Genomic DNA, 23,283 nt, shown 5'->3' with positions numbered 1-23,283 from the left:
GCGCCCACGAACGCCAGGGCCACCAGCTCCATGCCCACCGTGGTGCGCTGCAGCAGGCCGGCCGCGAACGCGCCGGGCTCGCGCGGCACCCCGAACCACTCGGCGACGTACGGCGCCGAGCAGGCGGTGAGCGCGACGACGGCGATCCAGCTGGCCGCGAGGATCGACCTGCGGGTCTTCTCGGGGCATTCGGTGCCCTTCGCCCAGCGGGCGAACGCGAGGCCCATGACGGCCATGGTGCTGAACGCGCAGAACGCCGCGTAGCGGTGGATCGCCGAGATCAGCGACACCTCGGGGAGGCCGGGCGGGTCGGTCGGGAAGAGGGCCACCAGGCCCAGGAACCCGGCCCAGACCAGCAGCATCGGGCTGAGCCAGCGCGGGGCGTCGACGCGGCGGGCGACGGCCGCGAACGCGCAGGCGCCGAGGCCGAAGAGGACGAGCGCGACGGGCAGGAGCCAGCCGAGCGGGGTGTAGAGGTGGAGGCTGATGACGACCTCGACGGGGTTGAGGCCGGAGGTCGCGTGGAGGACGACCATAGCGGCGAACCCGACGCCGAGCGCGGTGAATCCGGCCGTCGTCAGTCCCTTGAGGGTGGTCGCAGTGTCGGCACTGTCGCCAAGGGGCGCATGGATGATCATGCCCTCTAGCCTCGCGAAATCGGGCCTTGGAATCAGTGACGCGGGCACCCGAATCGCTCCCCCCGCCAGCACCCGGCCGGTGGTAGCGCCTGCCCTACCTCTTCGCTCCCGCTCGCCGCACCGCCGGGGTGTGCGAGGCTTGGGGGGTGAACGAGTTGGCGGGAGCCCTGTCCCCGTATCTGCGTCAGCATGCCGAGAACCCGGTGGCGTGGCGCCAGTGGAGCGCCGCGGCGCTCGCGGAGGCCGCCGCGCGCGACGTCCCGGTCCTGATCTCGGTGGGGTACTCGACCTGCCACTGGTGCCATGTGATGGCGCATGAGTCGTTCGAGGACAAGACGGTCGCCGATGCGATCAACTCCCGGTTCGTGGCCGTGAAGGTCGACCGGGAGGAGCGGCCCGACCTGGACGCGGTGTACATGCAGGCGACGATGGCGATCACGGGCCAGGGCGGGTGGCCGATGACGGTCTTCGCGTTCCCTGACGGGACGCCGTTCTTCGCCGGGACGTACTTCCCGAAGGCGCATTTCCTGCGGCTGCTCGACGCGGTGCACACGGCGTGGACGACGCAGCGGGAGGAGCTGGCGCACCAGGGCGCGGCGATCGTGGAGGCGAGCGCGGGCAGCGGCCCGGCGTTCGCCGACGTCACGGTGGCGTGCCCGCTGGACGGGCCGTGCCCGCCCGCGCCGCCGATCCGCACCGAGCTGCTGGATGCGGCCGCGGCGGCGACGATGGCCTCCGCCGACAGCGTGAACGGCGGCTTCGGCGCGGCGCCGAAGTTCCCGAGCGTGCCGGCGCTGCGGTTCCTCTGCGACGCGTACGTGCGCACCGGGGACGAGCGCCTGCTGGGCCATGTGCGGCTCACCGCGGAGCGGATGGCGCGCGGCGGGATCTACGACCAGCTCGAGGGCGGGTTCGCGCGGTACAGCGTGGACGCGGCGTGGACGGTGCCGCACTTCGAGAAGATGCTGTACGACAACGCCGAGCTCCTTTGGCTGTACTCGCGGCTGAACGGCGAGGGCGCGCTGTTCGCGCGGGTCGCGGACGAGACGGCGGCGTTCCTCTTGGAGCGGTTCTCGACCGAGGAGGGCGGGTTCGCGGCGGCGTTCGACGCCGACACCGAGGGCGTCGAGGGCCTGACCTACGTGTGGACCGCCGCCGAGCTGGAGGCGGTGCTCGGCGAGGACGCGGCGTGGGCCGCCGAGTCCTTCGGGGTCGACCTGGCGAATCCGAACTTCGAGCACGGCGCGAACGTGCTGGAGCTGCCCCGCGATCCGCGCGACGGCGCCCGCTGGGAGGCGGCGCGCCACCGGCTGCTCGCGGCGCGGCGCGGCCGGCCGCAGCCGGGCCGGGACGACAAGGTGGTCGCGGCCTGGAACGGCCTCGCGATCGCGGCGCTCGCCGAGTACGCCTCGCGTACGGGCCACCGCGACTCGCTGCTGGCGGCCGAGCGGGCCGCGGAGCTGCTGCGGCGCGTCCACATCGGCGCTGACGGGCGCCTGGCTCGGGTCTCGCTCGGCGGCACCGCTTCGGAGGCGCCGGGCATCTTGGAGGACTACGCGGCGGTCGCGCTCGGGTTCCTGCGGCTCGGCGGTGACTGGACGGCCCGCGCGCAGGGGCTCATCGAGCAGATCCGGGAGCATTTCACGGACTTCGAGGGCGGGTTCTACGACACGGCCGCTGACGCGGAGGCGCTGGTGACGCGACCGGCCGACGTGCACGACGGCCCGACCGCGTCGGGTTGGGCGCTGGCGGCGGCCGCGATGCTGGAGGCGTTCCAGGTGACGGGCGATGCGACGTACAAGGACGATGCGTGGCGGGCGGTGGCTCGGGCCGAGCCGGTGATGGCCGCGAACCCGCGCTTCACGGCGGGGCTGCATGCGGTGGCGGAAGCGCTGGTGCGGGCCCAGCGCACGGAGTTATCCACAGGGTGTTGTCCACAGGACACGGCGAGTTATCCACAGGCGAAAACTTCCTGTTGCCACTCGACTACAGCACGTGTCAGCCTTGATGTAAAAAGCCATCCGGCTCCTGCGGGATGGCGGCGACAGAGGGAATTCGCGAACGTCGCCATACCGAGGCCGCGCGCGGGGAGCCACCCGCGCGCGGTCCCCGCAGGAGCCGCCTCCTCCGTGGAGACGCGGGTGGCCGGGCCGCACCAGGGCCGGACACCCGCAACATCCGCACTGCGTGCCGGATCACACCGGCAGCTGTCACATAAGCGCTTGCCGCCCGGCTAGTCGCATGCTTACGTTTGTGAGTTGTGAAGCCCAACCCACTGCACCCCCCTGCCTTGTCCCCCGCGGACATTCCAACCGACCCGTGGCGGTACCTCTGGTACGTCGCCCGCGCCCAGACCGGCCTGGTCGCGCTCGGGTTCGTGCTGCTCAGCATCTCCGGCGCGGCCTGGATCCTGCTGCCGTGGACGATCGCGAAGATCATCGACGAGGTGCTCCTGGCGGGCTCGTCCGAGCCGCTGGTGCGGTGGTCGGTCATGCTCGTCGTCGTGGCGATCGCGTCCTCGTGGGTGTTCGTGGCCGGGTACCGGTCGCTGTTCATGGCCGAGTCGCACGCGCGCGTGCGCACGGTCCGCAACCTCACCGACCACCTGAACCGGGCCGGGACGGGCGTGCGGGGCGCGATCTCCCCGGGCGAGATGGTGAACCTCTCCACTGAGGACGCGCACAAGACCGGTTCGTTCATCTTCCAGCTGGGGTTCGGCTGGATGGGCCTGGTCATGACGACCGTGGGCGCAGTGCTGCTGTGGCGGGCCAGCCCCGCGCTGGGAATCACCACGCTCACCGGGGTGCTGCTCATCGGGTTCGTGGTCGGGCCGGTGCTCAGCCGGCTGCAGCACCACCAGATCGCGTACCGGTCCTCGGTCGCGACCCTCACGGGCCAGGCGAGCGATGTCGTCGGCGGCCTGCGGGTGCTGCGCGGGGTCGGCGGCGAGGAGCAGTTCTCGCAGCGCTACCGCGCGGCCTCGGCGGAGCTGCGCGACGCCGGGTACGGCGTGGCGACCGCCGACTCGTGGGTGCAGGGCCTGAAGGCGAGCCTGCCGCTGGCGCTCATCGCGGCGGTCACCTGGGTCGGCGCGCGCCTGGCGTTGAGCGGCACGATCAGCATCGGGGAGCTCTCGGCGGCGTTCGGCATGACGGCGCTCGTCGCGCAGCACTCGGGCGCGATGATCGGCATGGCCCAGGCCGTGATCGCGGCGCAGGTCGCGTCCCGGCGGCTCACCGCGTTCTTCAGCACCCGCAGCGACATCGCCGACGACGGCACCGCCACGGGCGCGGCCGGCGCGCTGCGCGACCCCGAATCGGGGCTCGCGATCGAGCCCGGCCGGCTCACGGTGGTCGTCAGCGCCGAGGCGAAGCCCGCCGAGGCCGCGATGGAGCGCCTGGCCCGGTACCGCGAGGCCGGAACAGAGCCGGGAGCCGACAGGGGTTCGAAAACAGGCTGGGGTTCAGGGGCCGACAGGGGCTCGGGAGCAGAGTGGGGCGACGTGAAACTCGCCGACCTCGCGCTGGACGAAGTGCGCGAGCGCGTGCTGCTCCTGCGCGACGACTACCTGTTCGCGCAGACCCTCGGCGAGACCCTGCGGGTCGACGAGGACCGCGCGCTCGCGGCGATCCACGCGGCGGGCGCGGGCGATGTGCACTCGAGTCTCGGCTCGACCATGGACGGCGAGGTCCACAACGCCGGCCGCAACCTCTCCGGGGGCCAGCGCCAGCGGCTTCGCCTGGCGCGGGCGCTGGCGGCCGATGCGGAGGTGCTGCTCGCGGTGGAGCCGACGTCGGCGGTCGACGCGCACACGGAGTCGTTGATCGCCGAGCGGGTGGCGGCGGCCCGGGCGGGGCGGACGACGGCGGTGGTGACGGCGTCGCCGTTGTGGCTGGCGCGGGCCGATGCGGTGGCGTGGCTGGTGGACGGGAAGGTCCGGGCCACTGGCAGCCATGCGGAGCTTTCGCTGCAAGACGAGTACCGGTTCCTCACTTCTAGGCAGGAGTCCTGATGAGCGTCAAGGAGACTGCGGGTCGGCTGCCGGTGGCGGGCCGGGCCGCGATGATCGAGGCGATCAAGCGGCTGGTGCTGGCTGATCGGCGTGCGTTCGCGGGTGTGGTCGCGTTGTACGTGCTGGCGGCTGGGGCGAGTGCGGCGCTGCCGGTGATGCTGGGTGAGGTGATCGACGGGATCGGGACGGGTTGGACGGCGTCCCGGGTGGATCTGGTGTGCGGTGTGATCGTCGCGTGCGTGGTGCTGCAGTTGGTGCTGATGCGCACGGGTCGGCGTCTGGGGTACCGGTTGGGCGAGCGGGCGGCGGCGCGGTTGCGTGAGTCGTTCATCGACCGGGTGCTGCGGTTGCCGTTGGGGACGGTGGAGCGTGCGGGGACGGGTGACCTGGCGACGCGGACGTCGGGTGATGTGGGTGCGGTGGCGGAGCTGCTGCGCAAGACGGCGCCGGAGGTGGCGGTCGCGATGATCGAAGGCACGGTGATCATCGTGGCGGCGTTCGTGGTGAGTCCGCTGCTGGGGTTGTTGTTCGTGGTCGGTATGCCGATGCTGTTCATTGCGGGTCGGCGGTATCTGCGGTTGGCGAGTCCGGTGTTCTTGAGTGAGCGGGCCGCGATGAGTGAGATCGCGGAGACGGCGACGGCTTCGGCGGCGGGTGCGCAGACGGTGGCGGCGTACCGGATGCAGGAGGAGCGGGGTGCGGCCGGGTATGCGCGGGCGGCGACGCACATGGACCGGTTGAAGGGGATCGTGCGGCTGCAGACGTGGTTCTTCCCGGCGACGGATTTGACCTTCTTGACGCCGGCCATGGTGGTCACGATCGTGGGTGCCTTGTGGTACTTGAACGATTGGGTGACGGTGGGCGAGGTGGTGGCGGTGGCGATGCTGACGCTGCGGTTGGACGGGCCGGTGTTCCGGACGATGATGTCGCTGAGCGAGTTCCAGATGGGCGGTGCGGCGATGGCGCGTGTCGAGGGCGTGCATTTGATGCCGGACGAGGTTCGGGAGGCCGCGCCTGAGGGTGCGGAGGTGCGGCTCGATGACGTGACGTTCGGGTACGGGGACGGTCCCGATGTGCTGCACGGTTTGAGCCTGCATCCGCGGCGCGGTGAGCGTCTGGTGGTGGTCGGGCCTTCGGGGGCGGGGAAGTCGACGATTGCGCGGTTGGTGGCCGGGATCGACCGGCCGCGGGCGGGGTCGGTGACGCTGGGGGGTGCGCCGGTGGCCGATATTCCGTTGGAGGTGTTGCGTCGCAAGGTGGTGCTGGTGACGCAGGAGCATTACATCTTTACGGCGACGCTGCGGGAGAACTTGAATCTTGCGGCGCCGGAGGCGGGTGACGAGGCGTTGCGTGCGGCGCTGGCGACGGTGGACGCGCGGTGGGCGGCGGATCTGCCGGAGGGGTTGGACACGATGCTCGGGGACGAGCACCACCGGTTGAACCTGGCTGAGGCGCAGCAGCTCGCGTTGGCGCGGGTGATCCTGGCCGATCCTGATGTGGTGATCCTGGATGAGGCGACGGCCGGTATCGATCCGGGTAGTGCGGGGAATGTGGAGGCGGCGCTTGCGGCGGCGTTGAACGGGCGCACGGTGATCGCGATCGCGCACCAGTTGCAGGCGGCGGAGTCGGCGGATCGGATCGCGGTGGTGCAGGACGGCCGGATCGCCGAGGAGGGCTCCCATGCGGAGCTGCTCGAGGCGGGCGGCGCGTACGCGAGCCTGTGGGGGGCGTGGAAGGGTGTCGCGGTCTAGGCCGGGGCTGAGCGCTCTTTTGGAGTGGAGCTGAGCGGTCCGGGCCGGGGCTAAGCGCTCTTGGCGTGGAGCTGAGCGGTCTGGCCTGTTGGAGCGGTTCGGGGCGGGTGCCCCGGGCCGCTTCGTCGTCTCGTTGAGGCGTGTCGGCGGTGCGATACGGCGGTGCATCCCTACAACGCAAGTCGGACATGCTCCTTGATTAACTGCAAAATACCAGAAATTCGCATTTCGGATACTAGGGTGATTTCCCGTACCTGCGGCGGCCCTGACGGCGCCGCGAACCTTGAACGGGAGCCTTCATGCCGCGCAATGCCGCCATTCCTCAGGAATACAAGCACCGTCTCGCGGGCTACACGTACTGGTCGCGGCGCACGTATTCGGACTCGCCGCAGTTCGCGCCGGTCGTGCTCATCGGCGGTGCGCTGCACCGCAAGGAGGACTGGGGCCGGGTCGAGCAGGGCCTGCTCGCCCATGCGGACGTGATCTGTCCGGACCTGCCGGGCTGGGGGCGCGCCGACCTCCTGCCGCCGTATCTGGGGCCGGACGTCCCGGCCGAGGCGATGGTGCGAATCCTCGACGATCTGGATATCGATCGGGTGAACGTCTTCGCGGGTTCCTACGGCTCGTCGGTGGGCTACCGGCTCGCGCAGACGCACCCGGAGCGGATCGCCCGCATGGTGCTCGCCGGGACGATGGGCGTCATCCCTGCCGAGTCGCGGCCGATGATGCGTGCGGCGGTGGCCCTGGCGGAGCGGGGCCCGCGCGAGCACTTCGGCCCGGCCGCGGTGGACGCGCTGATGAGCCCGCACCCGGACATCGCGGCGAAGGCCGTGGTGCGCCGCATCCTGGCGATGCGGTTCGGCGCGGCGGACGACGCGGACCTTGCGAAGTTCATCGCGAACACGAACCGCCTGCTCTCGCGCGACCTCATCGACCCGTCGATCCCGCCCGCGGTGCCGACCCTGTTCACCACGGGCGAGCATGACACGCTGACGCCGCCGGACCTGTGCCGCGAGCTCGCGTTCACCTGCCCGGAGAGCTGGTATGTGGAGTTCGCCCGCGCCGATCACCTCATCCACCTCGAGCGTCCGACGCAGCTGGTGGACCTCATGAACCGCTTCTTCTCCTGCGAGCCTTTGGAAGATCTGTCGTACGCGACGACGGTCGAGGACCTGCGCCGCATTCCCGCGATCGTCTGAGCGGACGGCACGGCGCGGACGGCACGGCTTGACCAGCGCGGCCTGGCAGGCGCGGTGCGGCCAGCGCGGTGGCGTGGGCGCGACCTGGACGATGCAGTAGCACTGGCGTGGTTGGGGTGGGCTTGGTGTGGTGGGGCCGGTCGCAGGCGGGTTGGGCGGTGTCGTGGTCGAGTGCGTCGGCGCCGTTGAGGAGTGGTGCGGGTGGGCCTGATGTATGCGGCGGCGTGTGCGGTGGTGTTCGGGGTGGTTCGTCCGATGCTTTCTACGTTAGGTCCGGGCGGTGGTCTTGGACAGATCGGGGCTCGCCCCGCCTCATTTACTTGACGCATCATCTATCTTGCGCTATGGTAAATGATGCATCATGCATTTCCATCGCTAGATGAGTGACGCATCAACTAGATGCTCGTGCCGGCGGCCGTCCCCATCACAGCGCCACCGAGGGGGGTTCGGCCGAACCGCACCGGAGCACCCTGCCACCGACCTATCGTCCCGAGTGAAGCACCGGGGACACCGAACCGAAAGGCACCACCATGACCGAGCAGAAGATCATCGCAGTCGTCGGCGCCACCGGCCAGCAGGGCGGCGGGCTCGCCCGCGCGATCCTCGACGAGCCGGACGCCGGGTTCGCCGTGCGCGCGATCACCCGCAGCGCCGACTCGGCGAAGGCCCGTGAACTCGCGCGGCGCGGCGCCGAGGTCGTGGAGGCCGACCTCGACGACGAGGCGAGCCTCGCGAAGGCCTTCGACGGCGCGTACGGCGCGTTCCTCGTCACCAACTTCTGGGAGCACATGTCCCCCGACCGCGAGTACGAGCAGGCCGGCAACCTCGCCCGCGCCGCCGCGAGCGCGGGCGTCGAGCACGCGATCTGGTCCACCTTGGAGGACACGCGCGACGCGGTGCCGCTCGAGGACGACCGCATGCCGACCCTCCTGGGCCGCTTCAAGGTCCCGCACTTCGACGTCAAGGGCGAGGCGAACGCCCTGTTCACCGCGGCCGGGGTGCCGGCCACGTTCTTGCAGACCACCTTCTACTGGGAGGGGTTCATGGCCTACTTCCCGCCCCAGCGGCAGGAGGACGGCACCCTGGTCCTGGCGATGCCGATGGACGAGGGCGCGCTGGCCGGGATCGCCGCCGAGGACATCGGCCGCACCGCGTTCGGGATCTTCAAGCGCGGCAAGGAGACCGTCGGGAAGACCATCAGCATCGCCGGGGAGCACCTGACGGGCACCGAGTACGCCGACGTGTTCACCGACGTCCTGGACGAGCCGGTCGCCTACCGGCCGGTGCCGTTCGGGGACTTCCGCGCGGCGGGCTTCCCTGCCGCGGAGGAGATGGGGAACATGTTCCAGTACTACGCCGAGTTCGACGACGAGTTCACCGGCCGCCGCGACCTCGACACCGTGCGCGCCTTGAACCCCGAGCTCAAGACGTTCAAGGAGTGGCTCACCGAGCACAAGGGCGCGTTCGCGGCCTGACCCGCGGATCGCGTTGCAGGAGTAGAGGGACCGCCCCGGTGGGGACGGTCCCTCTCCGCGTGTCAGTGTCGGGCGGCGACGGCGCTGGTCGCGAACGCCTCCACGGCGTTGACGACCGCTTCGAAGCGGGGCGAGTGGAACAGGTCGAAGCCGTGCTGGGCGCCGGGCAGTTCGGCGTAGACCACGGGCTGGGCCGAGACCGCTTGCAGCGCTTCGGCGAAGCGGCGGGCCGAGGCGACCGGGACCACGGTGTCGTGATCGCCGTGCACGATGAGGAACGGCGGGGCGTCCGCGCGGGCGTGGGTCAGCGGGTCGCTGTCGGGGTCGCCGTCGAAGTAGGCGCCGTAGTAGCCGCCCAGGCCCACGACCGCCGACACGGACGTGTCGACGTCCTCGAAGCCCGGCTGGAAGCGCGGGTCGCCGGGGGTGAGCGCGGCCAGCGCCGACATGTTGGCGCCCGCCGAGGAGCCGGCGAGGACGATCCGGTCGGGGTCCATGCCCCATTCGCGGGCGTGGGTGCGGACCCAGGCGACAACGCGTTTCGCATCCTGGAGGTGGGGTTCGAAGCCCGCCGCGTGCCCCAGCCGGTAGTTGGCGCTGATGGTGACCCATCCTTGGTCGGCGAGGCGGTGGAGCAGCGGCAGGGCCTGGGAGTTCTTGTAGCCGGTCGTGTAGTAGCCGCCGTGGAAGTGGATGAGGACCGGGGCGTTGACGGGGGCGGAGCGGTGGCGGTAGAGGTCGAGGAGGTTGCGCTTGCCGTGCGGGCCGTAGGGGAGGTTGGCGGTCCGCGCGACCGAGCGGGGCCGGAATCCGAAGGGCTGCAGGAGGATGCGGGCCCATGGCAGGCGGGGTGAGACGTGGAGGTCTCCCATGGCGCGGGTGAGGGTCGGCATGGCGCGCATGCCGCGCCAGGTCGTCAGGGTCAGGCAGGCGCCGGTGAGCGCTGCGGCGGCGATCGTCACGGGTGAGTCGAGGTCGCCTTCGGCGGCCGCGAGTGCGGTGCCGGCCGAGAACGCGGCCGAGGCGAGGAACGGCAGTTCGAGAATGGCGATGCTCGCGAAGAAGAGCGAGGTTCCGGGTCCGATCGGCATGCGGGGCAGGCGCAGTGCGGGGAGCGCGAGGACGGCCAGGCCGGTGAGGTAGCCCCAGGGGAGGCTCATCGGCGCGCCAGGCCCGCGATGAGGACGCCGCCGGTGACGGCGTGCATGCCCATGAGGACGAGCATCGCGCCGGTGGTGGTGGCGGCGAGCGGGCCGGTGAGCGAGAGGGCGAGCACGGCCGCGGCGGTGATCGACCAGATCATTGCGGCGCGGGCGGTGAACCGCTCGAGGACCGCCAGGAGGCCCCAGGCGGCGAAGCCGATCAGGAGGGCGGCGGGGGCGATCAGGAGCGGCCCCACGGTGAGGGGGGTGCCGGCCTGGTCGACGGTGAGGTCGACGCCGCCGAGCGGAGCGGCTGCGGCCCAGAGGAGGAGGGCGGCGGCGGGGGCGGCGAGGACGGTGAGGAGTCGGCGGGTTCGCGTGGTCATGTCGACAGTCTCGCTGGGGGCGAGGGGGTCGCGCATCGGTCGCGGAGCCGCGCCGTCTCCGTCCCGGGGAGGGTCCGTCTCCTACTTTCGGAGGTGATCGCTCGGCCTTGACCGCAGCTAGCATTCGTGCCGTGGCCGAGTCTCGAAAGCCCCGCCCTGTGGAGGTGGCGTCCCTGGTCGGGGGCGTGTCCGTGTTGACCGCGTTGACGCTGTGGTCGCGGACCGGGCTGGGCCCCTTGGACTTCGCGGTCGCGGCGCTCGGTGTCGGGGCCGCGTTGGTGCAGGTGTGGCGGCCCGTGACCGGGGCGCTCGGGGCGACGGTGCTCGCGGTCCTGTCGCCGGTCGCGACGCCCGCGGCGACGGTGGGGGCGCTCCAGGCGGCGTGGTGCGGCAGGTTCCGCACTGCCGCGGCCATCGCCGGGGCCGGGGTGCTGGCGCATCTCCTGCAATGGGTGCGGTACCCGAATCCGGCGCTCGGTTTCGACTGGTGGGCCATGCTCTGCGTCGTCTCGTACGGTGCGCTGCTCGGCTGGGGCGCCCTGGCCAACTCCCGCCGCAGGCTGCTGATCTCGCTGCACGAGCGGGCCGAGCGGGCCGAGGCGGAGCAGGGCCGCCGGATCGCCGAAGCCCGTGCGGCGGAGCGGCGTGCGCTCGCCCGCGACATGCACGACGTGCTGGCGAACCGGCTCTCGCTGGTCGCGACGCATGCGGGGGCGCTGGAGTTCCGTCCGGACGCCCCGCCGGAGAAGGTGGCGATGGCCGCCGGGGTGGTCCGCGCGGGGGTGCAGCAGGCGCTCGAGGAGCTGCGGCAGGTGATCGGGCTGCTGCGCGAGGGCGACGAGGCCGGGGCGGGCGGCCCGGTGGCCGTCGCCGACTTCGAGAAGCTGGTCGAGGAGTCCAGGGCCGCAGGCCAGCCCGTCGAGGTCAGCAGCGGCCTCCCGGCGGGTGTGCTGCCTCCTTCGATCGGTCGCACCGCGTTCCGGGTCCTCCAAGAGGGACTGACGAACGCGCGGAAGCACGCGGCCGGGGAGCCTGTGGAGCTCGCACTGCGCGGGGAGCCCGGGGCCGGTCTGATCGTCGAGCTCACCAACCCGGTTCCCGCGCACGGTGGTCCGCCCGCGGTGCCGGGCGGTGGCGTGGGCCTGGTCGGGCTCACCGAGCGGGTGCGGCTGGCGGGCGGGGAACTCGACCACGGGCGCAGCGGCGAGCGGTTCCGGCTGCGGGCTCGGCTACCATGGCCGACGTGATCCGCCTGCTCCTGGTCGACGACGATGCCCTGGTCAGGGCCGGGCTGTCGATGATGCTCGATGGGACCGGCGACATCGTCGTGGTCGCGGAGGCCGGCGACGGCCGCGAGGCGATCGCTGCCGTCGACGCCCACGCGCCCGATGTCGTCCTCATGGACCTCCAGATGCCGCACGTGGACGGCATCACCGCCACCCGGCGGCTGCGCGAGCGCCCCGGCGCGCCCGAGGTCATCGTGCTGACGACGTTCGACACCGACGAGCACATCGTCCACGCCCTCCGGGCCGGCGCGAGCGGCTTCCTCCTCAAGGACACCCCGCCCGCGCAGATCGCCGACGCGGTCGCGCGCGTCGCCACCGGCGGCCCGATGCTCTCCCCCGGCGTCATGCGCCGGCTCATGGACCGGACCGTCGCGCAGGCCGGCGCCTATGAGCGGGCGCGCGCCGCGCTCGCCGCGCTCACCCCGCGCGAGCACGAGGTGGCGGTCGCGATCGCCCGCGGCCGCTCCAACGCCGAGATCGGGGCCGAACTGCTCATGAGCGTCACCACCGTGAAGTCGCACGTCTCGAGCATCCTCACCAAACTCGCCCTGGACAACCGCACTCAGGTGGCGCTGCTCGCGCACGACGCCGACCTCGTCTGACCCGCGGGCGGCGGCCCGCGAGGCCGCTCCCGCCGCTCAGTCCCGGAGCGGGTCGTTCGCGAAGGCGCGCATGCCTTCCGCGAAGGCGGTCTCGGCGCGGAACCCGAGCGCGTCGGCGGCGAGGTCCGGGGCGGCCACGATGTGCCGGACGTCGCCGAGGCGGTACTCCCCGGTGACGACGGGTTCGATGCCGTCGAAGCCGGCCGCGAGGGCGCGGGCCATGTCGCCGACGCTGTGCGGTTCGCCGCTGGCGATGTTGCACGCGCCGGTCCAGTCGCCGTCGAGGGCGAGGAGGTTCGCGCGGGCCACGTCGTGGACGTGGACGAAGTCGCGGGTCTGGCCGCCGTCCTCGAACACCCGTGGGGCCGAGCCGGATTCGAGGGCGCTGCGGAAGATGCTGGCCACCCCGGCGTACGGGGTGTCGCGGGGCATCCTCGGTCCGTACACGTTGTGGTAGCGCAGGGCGCAGACGCGCGCGCCGGATTCGCGGCCGTACAGGAACGACAGGTTCTCGGTCTGGACCTTCGTTGCGGCGTAGACGTTCCGCGGATCGAGCCGGGCGTCCTCGCGCACGGGCGCCCAGGAGAGGTCGGCGCCGCAGCGGGGGCAGCGCGGTTCGAACCGTCCATTGTCGAGATCATGGCGGTCGCGGGGAGCGGCGGCGGCGTCGCCGTGCTCGGGGCAGCGGTAGCGGCCCTCGCCGTAGACGACCATGGAGGAGGCGACGACGAGACGGCCCGTGAACGAGCGGCGCCACAAGGCGCGCAGCAGGTTCGCGGTCCCGCCGTCGTTGTCCGCGACGTAGTCGCTCACATCGTCGAAGTCCACGCCGAGGCCCACGCGCGCGGCCTGATGGCAGACGGCGTCGACGCCCTCGACCGCGCGCCCCAGGGCCCGCTCGTCCCGGAGGTCGCCCACGATGAGCTCCACCGAGCCCGGTAGCGGCGGCGGCTCCTTGTGGGCCGCAAGCGAGTCGAAGACGACGACCTCGTCGCCGCGCGCGGCGAGCCGCTCGACGATCGACCCGCCGATGAACCCGGCGCCGCCGGTCACCAGTACACGCAAGGACTTGCCTTTCTCTCGGTCACCACTGCACGTGCAGCGCGGCGGCGAGGACGACGGCGACGGCCAGCTGCAGCGCCAGCCACACCCGGGGACGAGGCAGGGCGCACCCCGCCAGCAGGACGAACGGCATGAACGGCTGCCAGATCCGCTCGGTCTCCGCCGAGGACATCCCCGACAGGTCCGCGATCACGACGGCCGCCAGGCACGAGCCGACGACGATCCACATGCGACTGTCACGCAGCCGGGCCAGCGCTGCGGCGATCGCCGGGCCGAGCGCGAGCGCGAACACCGCCAGGTTCGCGAACAGGAAGTACCAGTACCCGCGCACCGCCGCCACCCCCGCGTAGTAGCGGACCCGCGTCACCTGCAGCCCCTCGAGCCACCAGTACCCCCACAGCAGCGGCGCGAGCACCACCGCCGCCGCCAGGGCGCCGCCTCCGGCCAGGACGCTCCAGCGGCGGCGCCGGATCGCCACGGCCAGGACCGGTATCGCGAGCAGCGCCGCGGAGAACGAGAGCATGAGCCCCGCACCCGCCAGCAGGCCGCCGGCGACGGTCAGGGCCGCCGATCGCGGGCCGGTGCGGTTCGTGGCCAGGATGAGGCAGGCCGCGGCGGAGAGGGTGACGCCCGCGAACACCAGGTCGGCGTTGTTGTGCCAGAACGCGGCCGGGGCCACCACCAGGAACGGGGCGGCCCGGCGGGCCAGCCGCTCCCCCGCGACGTCGCGGCCGGTCATGAGCGCGGCCGCCGCCATCGCCGCGACCGCGATCTGGATGACGGCGTTCTGGAACACGAGCCCGTCGAGGCCGATGCGCGCCGCGCCCCAGAAGAACAGGACGAGACCGGGCGGGTGCGACTGGAGGTGCACCGGGTACGCGCCTTCGAGCTGCGCCTCGGTGTAGTGCCGCAGGAACGGTGCGAGTCCCCCGGCGTCGTCCACGAGGTGCGCGTGGCTCGCATAGTGGTTGTCCAGGTCGCTCCACGTCTGCGGATGCGAGTGCGCGAGCGCCAGGGCGGTGCTGAAGAGGACCGCGGCGGCCGCGGTCGCGATGACGACGTACCGCCAGCGCCATCGCGCGGCGGCGGCGGGCAGGACCGCGATGGCGAGCGCGCCCGCGGCGAGCGGGGCGAGGAGCGTCGCGTCGAGGCGGGGTTCCCAGCTGCCGTAGAGGGGCATCGCGTCGAGTTGGAGGCCGCCTGCGGTGTGCGCGAGTTTGGCCTGGCCGAGGAGCCATGCGAGGGCCAGGAGGAGGGTCCAGGCGGCGAGGGCGGCGCCGGTCCGGGCGCGGGTCGTCACCGGCGGTCCGGGGCGGGGAGGCGGACGGTGAAGCGGCAGCCTTGCGCGGTGTTGGCGGCGGTCACCGTGCCGGCGTGGGCTTCGATGAGGCCGCGGCTGATGGCGAGGCCGAGGCCGCCGCCGCGGTCGTCGCGGCGGCGGGCCTCGTCGCCGCGGAAGGCGATGTCGAAGACGCGCGGGAGGTCGTGGTCGGGGATGCCGCCGCATTCGTCGTCGATGTGGAGGACGGCGGTGCCCCCTTCGGCTGCGGCCGCGATGACGACGGTGCCGCCGGCGGGGGTGTGGCGGATGGCGTTGTCGAAGAGGTTGTCGAGGGCGCGGCAGCATTCGCGGGCGGCGACTTCGATCGGGGGGAGGGTGTCGAGGCGTTCGATGACGGCGACGCCTTTGACTTCGGCTGCGGCGCCGGCGCCTGCGATGGCGTCGGCGACCGCGTCGCACAGGTCGACCTTCTCGCGGCCGAGGCGGAGGGTGCCGCTGTTGATGCGGGAGAGTTCGAACAGGTCGTCGACGAGGGCGGTGAGGCGTTCGGCGTCGGTGCGGATCTGGGAGTGGTAGCGCTTGACGGCCGCGTCGTCGTCGACGACGCCGTCGTCCAGGGCTTCGGCCATGGCGCGGATGGTGGCGAGGGGGGCGCGCAGGTCGTGGGAGACCCAACTGATGAGTTCGCGGCGGGAGGATTCGAGGGCGCGTTCGCGCCGCTGTGACTCTTCGAGGCGGCGGGAGACGTCGGCGAGTTCGCCTGCGAGGGCGGCGAGTTCGCCGGGGCCGGTGACGGCGGGGGCGAGGGCGGCGCTGATGCGGCCGTCGCTGCCGACCATGGTGCGGGCGTAGGCGCCGACCTGCTGGGCGCCGGCGCCGATGTCGTCCCCGAGCTGCCAGGCGGCGCCGAACGCGACGCCGGAGGCGACGATGAGGACCACGAAGAGGACGACGAGGTCGTGGAAGGAGATGAACATGGCGAGTGCGGCGGTGACGACGCCGGTGGCGGCGACCAGGACCGAGGAGAGGGCGACGGTCATGGTCTGGACGCGGGCGGGGCGGCTGCGCAGGCGCCTGAGGGCGACGCCGCCGACGGCGCCGGCCACGGCCGAGGCGACCGCGGCGACGGTGACGAGGACGGCGATGTCGCGGGGCGGGAAGTCGAAGGCGACCGCGAGGGCGGTGGCCGCGGCGAGGGCGGAGGCGAGGATCAGCAGTGAGCCGGTGCGGCGGTGGCGCAGGTGCTGCATCAGTGCTCCCATCGGTAGCCGACGCCGCGGACGGTGGTGAGGTGGCGGGGCGCGGAGGGGTCGTCCTCGACCTTCTCGCGCAGGCGCCGGACGTGGACGGTGACGGTGGAGGTGTCGCCGATGCTCCAGCCCCACACGGCTTCGAGGAGCTCGTCGCGCTGGAAGGCGCGGCCGGGGTTGCTGAGGAAGCACACGAGGAGGTCGTACTCCTTGGTGGTGAGTTCGACGGGTGCGCCGTCGCGGCGGACCTGGTGGGCGAGGGTGTCGATGGCGATGCGGCCGCCGGTGAGGACGGCGGCGGGCGGGGGTGCGGCGGTGGCGCGGCGCAGGACGGCCCGGACGCGGGCGGCGAGCTCTCCTGGTGAGAACGGTTTGGTGACGTAGTCGTCGGCGCCGAGGTCGAGGCCGGCGATGCGGTCGTGCTCCTCGCCGCGGGCGGTGAGCATGACGACGGGGACGTTGGCGGTCTCGCGGAGGCGGCGGCAGACTTCGAAGCCGTCCATGCCGGGCATCATGAGGTCGAGGACGACGAGGTCGGGGAGGGTGGCGAGGGCGCGTTCGAGGCCGGTGGCGCCGTCGGCGGCGTAGTCGACGTCGAAGCCTTCGCGGCGCAGGTAGCGGGCGACGACCTCCGCGAGGGCGGTGTCGTCGTCGACGACGAGCACGCGGGGGACGGCTTGGGAGCTCATGGGTCAACGATGACCGATCCCGTGCGCCGCCGTCACGGGACGGCCCAAGACTTTCGCATACCGTAAGCATTCGACCCTGCCTCTGCGGGCGTGACCGTCAGTAGCATCGGCCCCATGCAGCGGACCCATCTCCTCGTGTTGGCGAAGGCCCCGGTCGCGGGGCGGTCCAAGACCAGGCTCACCCCGCCGTTGACCACTGTGGAGGCGGCGGCGGTGGCGGAGGCGGCGCTCGCGGACACGCTCGAAGCGGTCGCCGCGTGCGGCGCGGACCGGCGCATCCTCGCGCTCGACGGCGATCCCGGGCCGTGGCTCCCCGCGGGCTTCGAGGTGGTGCCGCAGGTCGAGGGCACGTTCAATGCGCGGCTCGCGGCGGCGTGGGCGTTCGCGGGCGGGCCGGGGATCCAGATCGGCATGGACACGCCGCAGGTCACGCCCGACCTGCTCGATGCGGCGCTGGGGGTCGTGGCCGGCGGCGCGGAGGCGGCGCTCGGCCTCGCCGAGGACGGCGGCTGGTGGGCCCTGGGCCTGGCCCGGCCGCACCCCGGCGCGTTCGACGGCGTCCCGATGAGCCGGGACGACACGGGTGCCTTGCAGCGCAAGCGGTTGGAGGCCCTCGGCCTCACCGTGGCCGACCTGCCGGTGCTGCGCGACCTCGACGACATCGAGGACGCCCGGGCCGTCGCCGCGCTCGCGCCGCGGACGCGCACCGCGCGGCGGGTCCGGTCCCTCCTGGAACCGGCGGTCGACGTGGTCCTGCCGGTGCTCAACGAGCGCGGCGCGCTCCCGTGGGTGCTCGAGCGGATGCCGCCCGGGTACCGGCCGATCGTGGTCGACAACGGCTCCGACGACGGCTCCGCGGAGGTCGCCGCCGGCCTCGGCGCGCACGTGATTGCCGAGGCCCGCCGCGGGTTCGGCGCGGCCTGCTTCACCGGGCTCACCGCCGCGACCGCCCCGGTGGTCGCGTTCATGGACTGCGACGCGTCCCTCGACCCGGCCGACCTGCCCCGGGTGTGCGCGCCCGTCCTCGCGGGCGACGCCGACCTCGTGCTCGGCGCCCGGGACGCCGCGGCGGGCGCGCAGCCCCTGCACGGGCGCCTCGCCAACCGCTACCTCGCCCGGCAGATCCGCCGCCGCTGCGACGCGCACGTCACCGACCTCGGGCCGATGCGCGCCGCCCGGCGCGACGCCCTCCTCGACCTCGCCATCGCCGACCGCCGCTCGGGCTGGCCGCTCGAGATGGTGCTGCGCGCCGGGCGGGACGGGTGGCGGATCACCGAAGTGCCCGTCCGCTACCGGCCCCGCATCGGCAGGAGCAAAGTCACCGGGACCCTCGGCGGGACCCTCCGGGCGGTCAAGGACATGCGCGCGCAACTCGCACGGTTCGCAACGATGAGGAGCAGGCAGTGAACGAGACCCCACCCAGGGCCGACATCGGCGTCTTCGGCGGCTCCGGCTTCTACTCCCTCACCGCCGAAGCCGAGACCGTGGAGATGCGGACCGAGTGGGGGCCGCCGTCCGCGCCGGTCGCCATCGCCGCGTTCGGGACCGCGCGCGTCGCGTTCCTCCCCCGGCACGGCGCCGGCCACCGGCACCCGCCCCACCGCGTCAACTACCGGGCCAATGTGGACGCCATGCGGCAGCTGGGCGTGCGCGCCCTCATCTCGCCGTTCGCGGCCGGATCGCTGCGCCCCGAGATCAGGCCCGGCGAGTTCGTCGTCTGCGACCAGCTCGTCGACCGCACCTGGGGCCGCGAGTCCACCTTCCACGACGAGTTCCACGACGGCCCCGTGCACGTCCCGTTCGCCGAACCGTACGACCCCCGCCTGCGCCGCATCATGCTCGACGCCGCCGCCGAGGTCGGCGCGGTCGCCCACGACGGCGGCACCGTCGTCGTCGTCAACGGCCCCCGCTTCTCCACCCGCGCCGAATCCCGCTGGCACCGCGACAGCGGCTGGCACGTGGTCAACATGACCCAGTCCCCCGAGGCGCCGCTCGCCATGGAGGCCGGCATCCCCTTCGTCGGCATCGCCCTGGTCACCGACTACGACGCCGGGCTCGACGAAGACCCCGGGATCGAACCGGTCAGCCAGGACGCGGTCTTCGCCGTCTTCGAGGCGAACCTCCACAAAGTCCGCGAACTCCTCGACGCCGCGATCCCGAGGCTGGCCCGATGAGCGGTGAGCGGTTCGAGACCCTCGCCGTCCACGGCGGCGAACCCCGCCCCGCCCCCGGCGGCTCGGTCGTGCACCCGATCCACCAGGGCACCGTCTACGAGGCCGGCCCCGGCGGCGACGCCCCCTACAGCCGGCTCGGCACCAACCCCACCCAGCGCCACCTCCACCGCAGGCTCGCCGCCCTCGAAGACGCCGAGGACGCCCTCGCCACCGCCTCCGGCATGGCCGCGATCTCCATCGCGCTCCACAGCGTGCTCGGCGCCGGCGACCACCTGATCGCCGCCGGCTCCTTCTACGGCGGCACCCTCCGGTTCCTCACCGACCACGCCGAACGGCTCGGCTGGACGTTCGACCTCGTCGACCCCGCCGACACCGACGCCTGGCGGAAAGCGCGACGACCCGAGACGAAGGCGTTCCTGACCGAGACCATCACCAACCCGCTCGTCCAGGTCGGCGACCTCGCCGGCGCCGCCCGCTTCGCCCGCGAGCACGACATCGCCTCCATCATCGACAACACCCTCGCGACCCCCGTGGTCTTCCGCCCCCACTCGGTCGGCTTCGACCTGGTCTGCCACTCGGCGACCAAGGCCCTCAACGGCCACTCGGACCTCGCCGCCGGGGTCGTGACCGGCTCGCGCGAGCGCATCGCCCGCGTCGCGGCCGTCATGGGCGCCTACGGGTGCGCGCTCGACCCGCACGCGGCGTACCTGCTCTCGCGCGGCCTCAAGACCCTGGCGCTGCGCGTGCGGCAGCAGCACGCCAACGCCATGGCGGTCGCCCGGTTCCTCCACGGGCACACCCGGGTCGCCGAAGTCCGCTACCCCGGGCTCACCGCCCACCCCGACCACGAGCGGGCCGCCGCACTGTTCGACGGGTTCGGGTCCGTGCTGGCGTTCCGGCCGGCCGGCGGCGCCGCCGCAGCCGACGCCCTGGTCGCGTCGCTGCGCCTGCCGTACGCCGCGTCGAGCCTCGGCGGCGTCGAATCACTCGTCACCCGCGTCGCCGGCCGGGAGGCCGCGGGCCTGCCCGCGGACCTGATCCGCTTCTCGGCCGGCATCGAAGCCCCCGAAGACCTGGTCGCGGACTTCGCCCGCGCACTCGGCGACTGAACGGCGCGCCGCGAGGCCCGGCCGCGCCGCACGATGCGGCGGGCGACGCCCACCGGCGCCACACGCCCGCGGACCACGCGGCCGCGCCCCGCGCATCGGGCTCCTTATTTAGCGGATCGTAAGGCTGCGGCGCGGGACCTGCGGCCGCGAAAGCGCGATGATGGTGGAGTGAACACCACGCAACCCGCCTCACCGCGCGCCTGGGGCGCCGCCGGGCTCCTCGCGACCCTCGCCGGGCTGGCGGTCGGGCACCTCGTCGCCGCGTTCGCCGCACCGCGGGCCGCGCCGCTCTCCGCGCTCAGCGACACCGTGATCGCCGTCGTCCCGCTCGAGGTCTCGCACTGGTTCATCGACCTCGTCGGCACCCTCGACAAGCCGCTGCTGGTCATCGGCCTGGCGATCGGCGTCGCTCTCGCCGGGTACTGGATCGGCCGGCTCTGGCGGACCCGCCCGTGGCCGGCGCGGGCCGCGATCCTGGCGTTCGCCCTCCTCGGCGCGGCAGCCGCCGTCACCAGGCCCGGCCTCGGCGCCGGCGCGGCAGTACCGTCGCTCCTGGCCGGAGCGGTCGCACTCGCAGGCCTCCAATGGTGGGCGTCGCGCTTCAGCGCGCCGTCGGCGACCGGCCGCCGCGGATTCCTCGCAGCCGCCGGCGGCGTCGCCGCCGCCGCGGTCGCCGCCTCCTGGTGGGCCGGCCGGGTCGGACCCGCCGCCGTCGAAGCCGACCGCGAGGCGCTCACCCTGCCCGAACCCGACGTCCCCGCCGTCGAACCCGGCCCCGTCGCCGAGTTCGAGCAGCGGGGCCTCTCCCCGTACCTGACCCCGAACCAGGACTTCTACCGGATCGACACCGCCATCACCGTCCCCCGCGTCGACGTCGACACCTGGACGCTCCGCGTGCACGGCATGGTCGACCGCGAACGCACCTACACGATGGACGACCTGCTCGGCCGCGAACTCATCGAACGCGACATCACCCTGTGCTGCGTCTCCAACCAGGTCGGCGGCGACCTCGTCGGCAACGCCCGCTGGCTCGGCGTCGCCCTCGCCGACCTCCTCGCCGAATCCGGCGTCGACCCCGGCGCCGACCAGCTCGTGTCCCGCTCCACCGACGGCTGGACCGCCGGCTCCCCCACCGACCTCGTCTTCGACGGCCGCGACGCCATGATCGCCCTCGGCATGAACGGCCAACCGCTCCCGGTCGACCACGGCTGGCCCGCCCGCCTCGTCATCCCCGGCCTCTACGGGTACGTCTCGGCCACCAAGTGGCTCACCGAACTCGAACTCACCACCTTCGACGCGTACGACGCCTACTGGATCACCCGCGGCTGGTCCACCCCGCGGCCCATCAAGACCCAGTCGCGCATCGACACGCCCCGCTCCAAAGCCGACTCCGGCACCGTCGTCGTCGCCGGCGTCGCCTGGGCCCAGCACCGCGGCATCAGCGCCGTCGAACTCCGCGTCGACGACGGCGCATGGCAGCCCTGCCGACTGTCCGATGTCGCCACCACCGACACCTGGCGGCAGTGGCTCCTCGAATGGGACGCCGAACCCGGCGACCACACCCTCACCGTCCGCGCCACCGACGGCGACGGCACCCCCCAGACCAGCGACGTCCAAGGCGTCATCCCCGACGGCGCCACCGGACTCCACAGCGTGACCGTCACCGTCTCCTGAGGCGCAACCGAACGCACGCGGCAACGGCCGGCCGCCGCAGCGACCGGCCGAGACGCGCCGGGACCGGGCCCGCAGGCCCGGCCCCGGTCCGGCTGCGACGCCGGTGCGCGGACCTCTTCGGTGCGCGCACCGGCCTCCCGCCGTCCGGCGCGGGACCGGGGCCCGATCGGCCCCGGCCGCCGCCGTGTTCCGTCCGCCCGCCCCATGGCGGGCAGCGCATTAACGCCAAGCGCTGTCCTTCTGGACGTGGTTGTTGTTCGTCATGGCTCCTCCTCTCTCACGTTCGACTCGGTTCCGCCCGGTCCCCGGCCGCAGCCGGGGACCGCTCGGGATCTGCCGCCTCGGACGCACCGGCGAGTCCGAAGGCGAGACTGATGACGACCGCGCCCAGCGAGCCCGCGGCCCCGCACACCGCGATCGCCGCGGACGGCGGCATCGCCTCGGCGAGACCGCCGGCGATCACCATCCCCAGGCCCTGGGCGGTCTGGAGGCCCGCGGCGGCGAAGCCCACGGCACGGGCGCGCATCCCGTCCGGCACCAGCTGCACGAACCTCACCTGCGCGAGCACCAGATAGCTCGACATCAGGCCCGACAACGCCCACAAGGCGACCGTGACCACGACGTTCGGCGCGATCAGCGTGGCGACCAGCGGCAGCCCGGCGGCGAACGCGAGCGGCACCGTCAACCGCCGCCGCAGCCCCGAGCCGAGCCGGGCGACCAGCAGCCCGCCGATCACCATGCCCACCACGTCCGCCGCCATCAGCACCCCCACCGCGGCCTCGCCCCGGCCGAGCTCCGCGGCGTACGGTGCGGCCATCGCCTCGGGCACCACGAAGAGACCGAACAGCCAGACCAGCGCGGCCAAGCCCATCAGGCGCCGGTCCCCCGCCACGAGCCTGATCCCGGCCAGCGCGAATCCGCCTGCGCGCGAAGCGGCCCCGTCCGATTCGGACGCGGGCAGGTGGGGGCGCAGCCCCCAGCGCAGCAGCGCGGCGGAGACCAGGAACGAGACGGCGTCGATCGCCAGCACCAGGTGCGGGCTGCCGGTGGCGGCCACGACGATGCCGCCCAGGGCGAATCCGGCGATCTGCGCGATGCCGTCGGTGGAGCTGCTGATGCTCATGCCGACCTGGTAGCGCCCGCCGGGCAGCACTTTCGGAAGGGTCGCGATGCGGGCGGCGGAGAACAGCGGGTCGAAGCAGGATGCGGCGACCACGAGGACGGCGAGGGCCGGGAGCGGTACGGCCGGGATCGCCATGATGCCGATGAGCGCGGCGCGCAGGAGTTCGACGGCCCACATCACGGTCCGGCGCGAGTAGCGGTCCGCCAGGCCGGCCAGCAGCGGGGCGGTGAGCAGCGGCGGCAGGTACGTCGAGGCGTAGACCAGTGCGGTGAGGACGGCCGAGGAGGTCCGCTCGAAGATGAGGAGCGCCAGTGCGACGCGCGCGAACTGGTCGCCGATGCGCGATTGCGTCTGGGCGATCCACAGCACCCGGAACTCGCCGACGGCGAACACGTCCCGGAACCGGGCCGTCTGCTCTGCCATCCCGCT

Annotated in this window: 18 protein-coding genes and 1 pseudogene; 11 read left to right on the top strand and 8 right to left on the bottom strand. The window is 73.0% G+C overall.

What is annotated here, in order from left to right; genetic code table 11:
• Positions 1-62: 62 nt before the first annotated feature.
• Positions 63-536, bottom strand: a pseudogene (locus tag QWI33_RS29490) (DUF998 domain-containing protein); the annotation flags it as partial.
• A gap of 248 nt (positions 537-784) precedes the next feature.
• Here QWI33_RS29490 and QWI33_RS24790 point away from each other — a divergent pair.
• The 5 genes from QWI33_RS24790 (at position 785) to QWI33_RS24770 (ending at position 9,075) form a co-directional block, all read left to right on the top strand.
• Complete coding sequence (locus QWI33_RS24790; RefSeq protein ID WP_289959527.1) at positions 785-2,875, top strand: thioredoxin domain-containing protein; 2,091 nt, start codon at positions 785-787, stop codon at positions 2,873-2,875.
• A 23-nt stretch (positions 2,876-2,898) separates the two neighbouring features.
• Positions 2,899-4,650 carry an ABC transporter transmembrane domain-containing protein gene (locus QWI33_RS24785; RefSeq protein WP_289959526.1) on the top strand — a complete coding sequence of 584 codons (1,752 nt, stop codon included), beginning with the start codon at positions 2,899-2,901 and terminating at the stop codon, positions 4,648-4,650.
• Positions 4,650-6,401: an ABC transporter ATP-binding protein gene (locus QWI33_RS24780; protein WP_289959525.1), complete on the top strand. Its 1,752-nt coding sequence runs from the start codon at positions 4,650-4,652 to the stop codon at positions 6,399-6,401. Before QWI33_RS24785 ends, QWI33_RS24780 begins: the two co-directional genes overlap by 1 nt.
• A gap of 299 nt (positions 6,402-6,700) precedes the next feature.
• Positions 6,701-7,600 carry an alpha/beta fold hydrolase gene (locus QWI33_RS24775; RefSeq protein WP_289959524.1) on the top strand — a complete coding sequence of 300 codons (900 nt, stop codon included), beginning with the start codon at positions 6,701-6,703 and terminating at the stop codon, positions 7,598-7,600.
• A 530-nt stretch (positions 7,601-8,130) separates the two neighbouring features.
• Positions 8,131-9,075 carry an NmrA/HSCARG family protein gene (locus QWI33_RS24770; protein ID WP_289959523.1) on the top strand — a complete coding sequence of 315 codons (945 nt, stop codon included), beginning with the start codon at positions 8,131-8,133 and terminating at the stop codon, positions 9,073-9,075.
• Positions 9,076-9,137: 62 nt separating this feature from the next.
• Here the strand turns inward: QWI33_RS24770 and QWI33_RS24765 are convergent, their stop codons facing one another.
• Entirely contained in the window at positions 9,138-10,235 is a 1,098-nt protein-coding gene (locus QWI33_RS24765; RefSeq protein ID WP_289959522.1) for an alpha/beta hydrolase, read from the bottom strand.
• On the bottom strand, positions 10,232-10,603 hold the full coding sequence (locus QWI33_RS24760; protein WP_289959521.1) for a DUF6069 family protein: 372 nt from the start codon (positions 10,601-10,603) through the stop codon (positions 10,232-10,234). Before QWI33_RS24760 ends, QWI33_RS24765 begins: the two co-directional genes overlap by 4 nt.
• A 131-nt stretch (positions 10,604-10,734) precedes the next feature.
• Between QWI33_RS24760 and QWI33_RS24755 the strand changes: the two genes are divergently transcribed.
• Positions 10,735-11,850, top strand: coding sequence for a sensor histidine kinase (locus QWI33_RS24755; protein WP_289959520.1), 1,116 nt, complete (start codon positions 10,735-10,737; stop codon positions 11,848-11,850).
• Entirely contained in the window at positions 11,838-12,491 is a 654-nt protein-coding gene (locus tag QWI33_RS24750) for a response regulator transcription factor (protein ID WP_289959519.1), read from the top strand. The genes QWI33_RS24755 and QWI33_RS24750 overlap by 13 nt, the downstream gene beginning before the upstream one ends.
• A 36-nt stretch (positions 12,492-12,527) precedes the next feature.
• On the opposite strand, the gene QWI33_RS24745 is transcribed toward QWI33_RS24750, so the two are convergent.
• The 4 genes from QWI33_RS24745 to QWI33_RS24730 are packed head-to-tail and all read right to left on the bottom strand — an operon-like array spanning position 12,528 to position 16,774.
• Complete coding sequence (locus tag QWI33_RS24745; RefSeq protein ID WP_289959518.1) at positions 12,528-13,556, bottom strand: NAD-dependent epimerase/dehydratase family protein; 1,029 nt, start codon at positions 13,554-13,556, stop codon at positions 12,528-12,530.
• Positions 13,557-13,575: 19 nt separating this feature from the next.
• Positions 13,576-14,853 (bottom strand): hypothetical protein, encoded by a 1,278-nt coding sequence (locus QWI33_RS24740; RefSeq protein ID WP_289959517.1) that lies wholly within the window; start codon positions 14,851-14,853, stop codon positions 13,576-13,578.
• Positions 14,850-16,085 (bottom strand): sensor histidine kinase, encoded by a 1,236-nt coding sequence (locus QWI33_RS24735; protein ID WP_289959516.1) that lies wholly within the window; start codon positions 16,083-16,085, stop codon positions 14,850-14,852. The genes QWI33_RS24740 and QWI33_RS24735 overlap by 4 nt, the downstream gene beginning before the upstream one ends.
• Positions 16,085-16,774 (bottom strand): response regulator, encoded by a 690-nt coding sequence (locus QWI33_RS24730; protein ID WP_289959515.1) that lies wholly within the window; start codon positions 16,772-16,774, stop codon positions 16,085-16,087. The genes QWI33_RS24735 and QWI33_RS24730 overlap by 1 nt, the downstream gene beginning before the upstream one ends.
• Before the next feature lie 114 nt (positions 16,775-16,888).
• Here QWI33_RS24730 and QWI33_RS24725 point away from each other — a divergent pair, with 114 nt between their 5' ends.
• From QWI33_RS24725 to QWI33_RS24710, 4 genes are all read left to right on the top strand, one after another.
• Positions 16,889-18,181, top strand: a complete 1,293-nt coding sequence (locus QWI33_RS24725; protein ID WP_289959514.1) for a glycosyltransferase family 2 protein — start codon at positions 16,889-16,891, stop codon at positions 18,179-18,181.
• Positions 18,178-18,948, top strand: a complete 771-nt coding sequence (locus tag QWI33_RS24720) for an MTAP family purine nucleoside phosphorylase (protein ID WP_289959513.1) — start codon at positions 18,178-18,180, stop codon at positions 18,946-18,948. The genes QWI33_RS24725 and QWI33_RS24720 overlap by 4 nt, the downstream gene beginning before the upstream one ends.
• A complete protein-coding gene (locus tag QWI33_RS24715) occupies positions 18,945-20,057 on the top strand; it encodes a trans-sulfuration enzyme family protein (RefSeq protein ID WP_289959512.1) in 1,113 nt (370 codons plus the stop codon). The genes QWI33_RS24720 and QWI33_RS24715 overlap by 4 nt, the downstream gene beginning before the upstream one ends.
• A gap of 168 nt (positions 20,058-20,225) precedes the next feature.
• Positions 20,226-21,731 carry a molybdopterin-dependent oxidoreductase gene (locus tag QWI33_RS24710; RefSeq protein WP_289959511.1) on the top strand — a complete coding sequence of 502 codons (1,506 nt, stop codon included), beginning with the start codon at positions 20,226-20,228 and terminating at the stop codon, positions 21,729-21,731.
• Positions 21,732-22,008: 277 nt separating this feature from the next.
• On the opposite strand, the gene QWI33_RS24705 is transcribed toward QWI33_RS24710, so the two are convergent.
• Entirely contained in the window at positions 22,009-23,277 is a 1,269-nt protein-coding gene (locus tag QWI33_RS24705) for an MFS transporter (protein ID WP_289959510.1), read from the bottom strand.
• Between the last annotated feature and the right edge of the window lie 6 nt (positions 23,278-23,283).

Source organism: Glycomyces tritici, assembly GCF_030403505.1.
The sequence above is the reverse complement of the archived record's forward strand: the minus strand, read 5'-3'. Positions and strand labels throughout refer to the sequence as shown.

Bases quoted from the DNA above. Each gene is read 5' to 3' on its own strand.
- QWI33_RS24705 (WP_289959510.1), bottom strand. From the start codon at position 23,277: ATGGCAGAGCAGACGGCCCGGTTCCGGGACGTGTTCGCCGTCGGCGAG.
- QWI33_RS24730 (WP_289959515.1), bottom strand. From the start codon at position 16,774: ATGAGCTCCCAAGCCGTCCCCCGCGTGCTCGTCGTCGACGACGACACC.
- QWI33_RS24735 (WP_289959516.1), bottom strand. From the start codon at position 16,085: ATGCAGCACCTGCGCCACCGCCGCACCGGCTCACTGCTGATCCTCGCC.
- QWI33_RS24715 (WP_289959512.1), top strand. From the start codon at position 18,945: ATGAGCGGTGAGCGGTTCGAGACCCTCGCCGTCCACGGCGGCGAACCC.
- QWI33_RS24780 (WP_289959525.1), top strand. From the start codon at position 4,650: ATGAGCGTCAAGGAGACTGCGGGTCGGCTGCCGGTGGCGGGCCGGGCC.
- QWI33_RS24765 (WP_289959522.1), bottom strand. From the start codon at position 10,235: ATGAGCCTCCCCTGGGGCTACCTCACCGGCCTGGCCGTCCTCGCGCTC.
- QWI33_RS24770 (WP_289959523.1), top strand. From the start codon at position 8,131: ATGACCGAGCAGAAGATCATCGCAGTCGTCGGCGCCACCGGCCAGCAG.
- QWI33_RS24775 (WP_289959524.1), top strand. From the start codon at position 6,701: ATGCCGCGCAATGCCGCCATTCCTCAGGAATACAAGCACCGTCTCGCG.
- QWI33_RS24750 (WP_289959519.1), top strand. From the start codon at position 11,838: ATGGCCGACGTGATCCGCCTGCTCCTGGTCGACGACGATGCCCTGGTC.
- QWI33_RS24725 (WP_289959514.1), top strand. From the start codon at position 16,889: ATGCAGCGGACCCATCTCCTCGTGTTGGCGAAGGCCCCGGTCGCGGGG.
- QWI33_RS24760 (WP_289959521.1), bottom strand. From the start codon at position 10,603: ATGACCACGCGAACCCGCCGACTCCTCACCGTCCTCGCCGCCCCCGCC.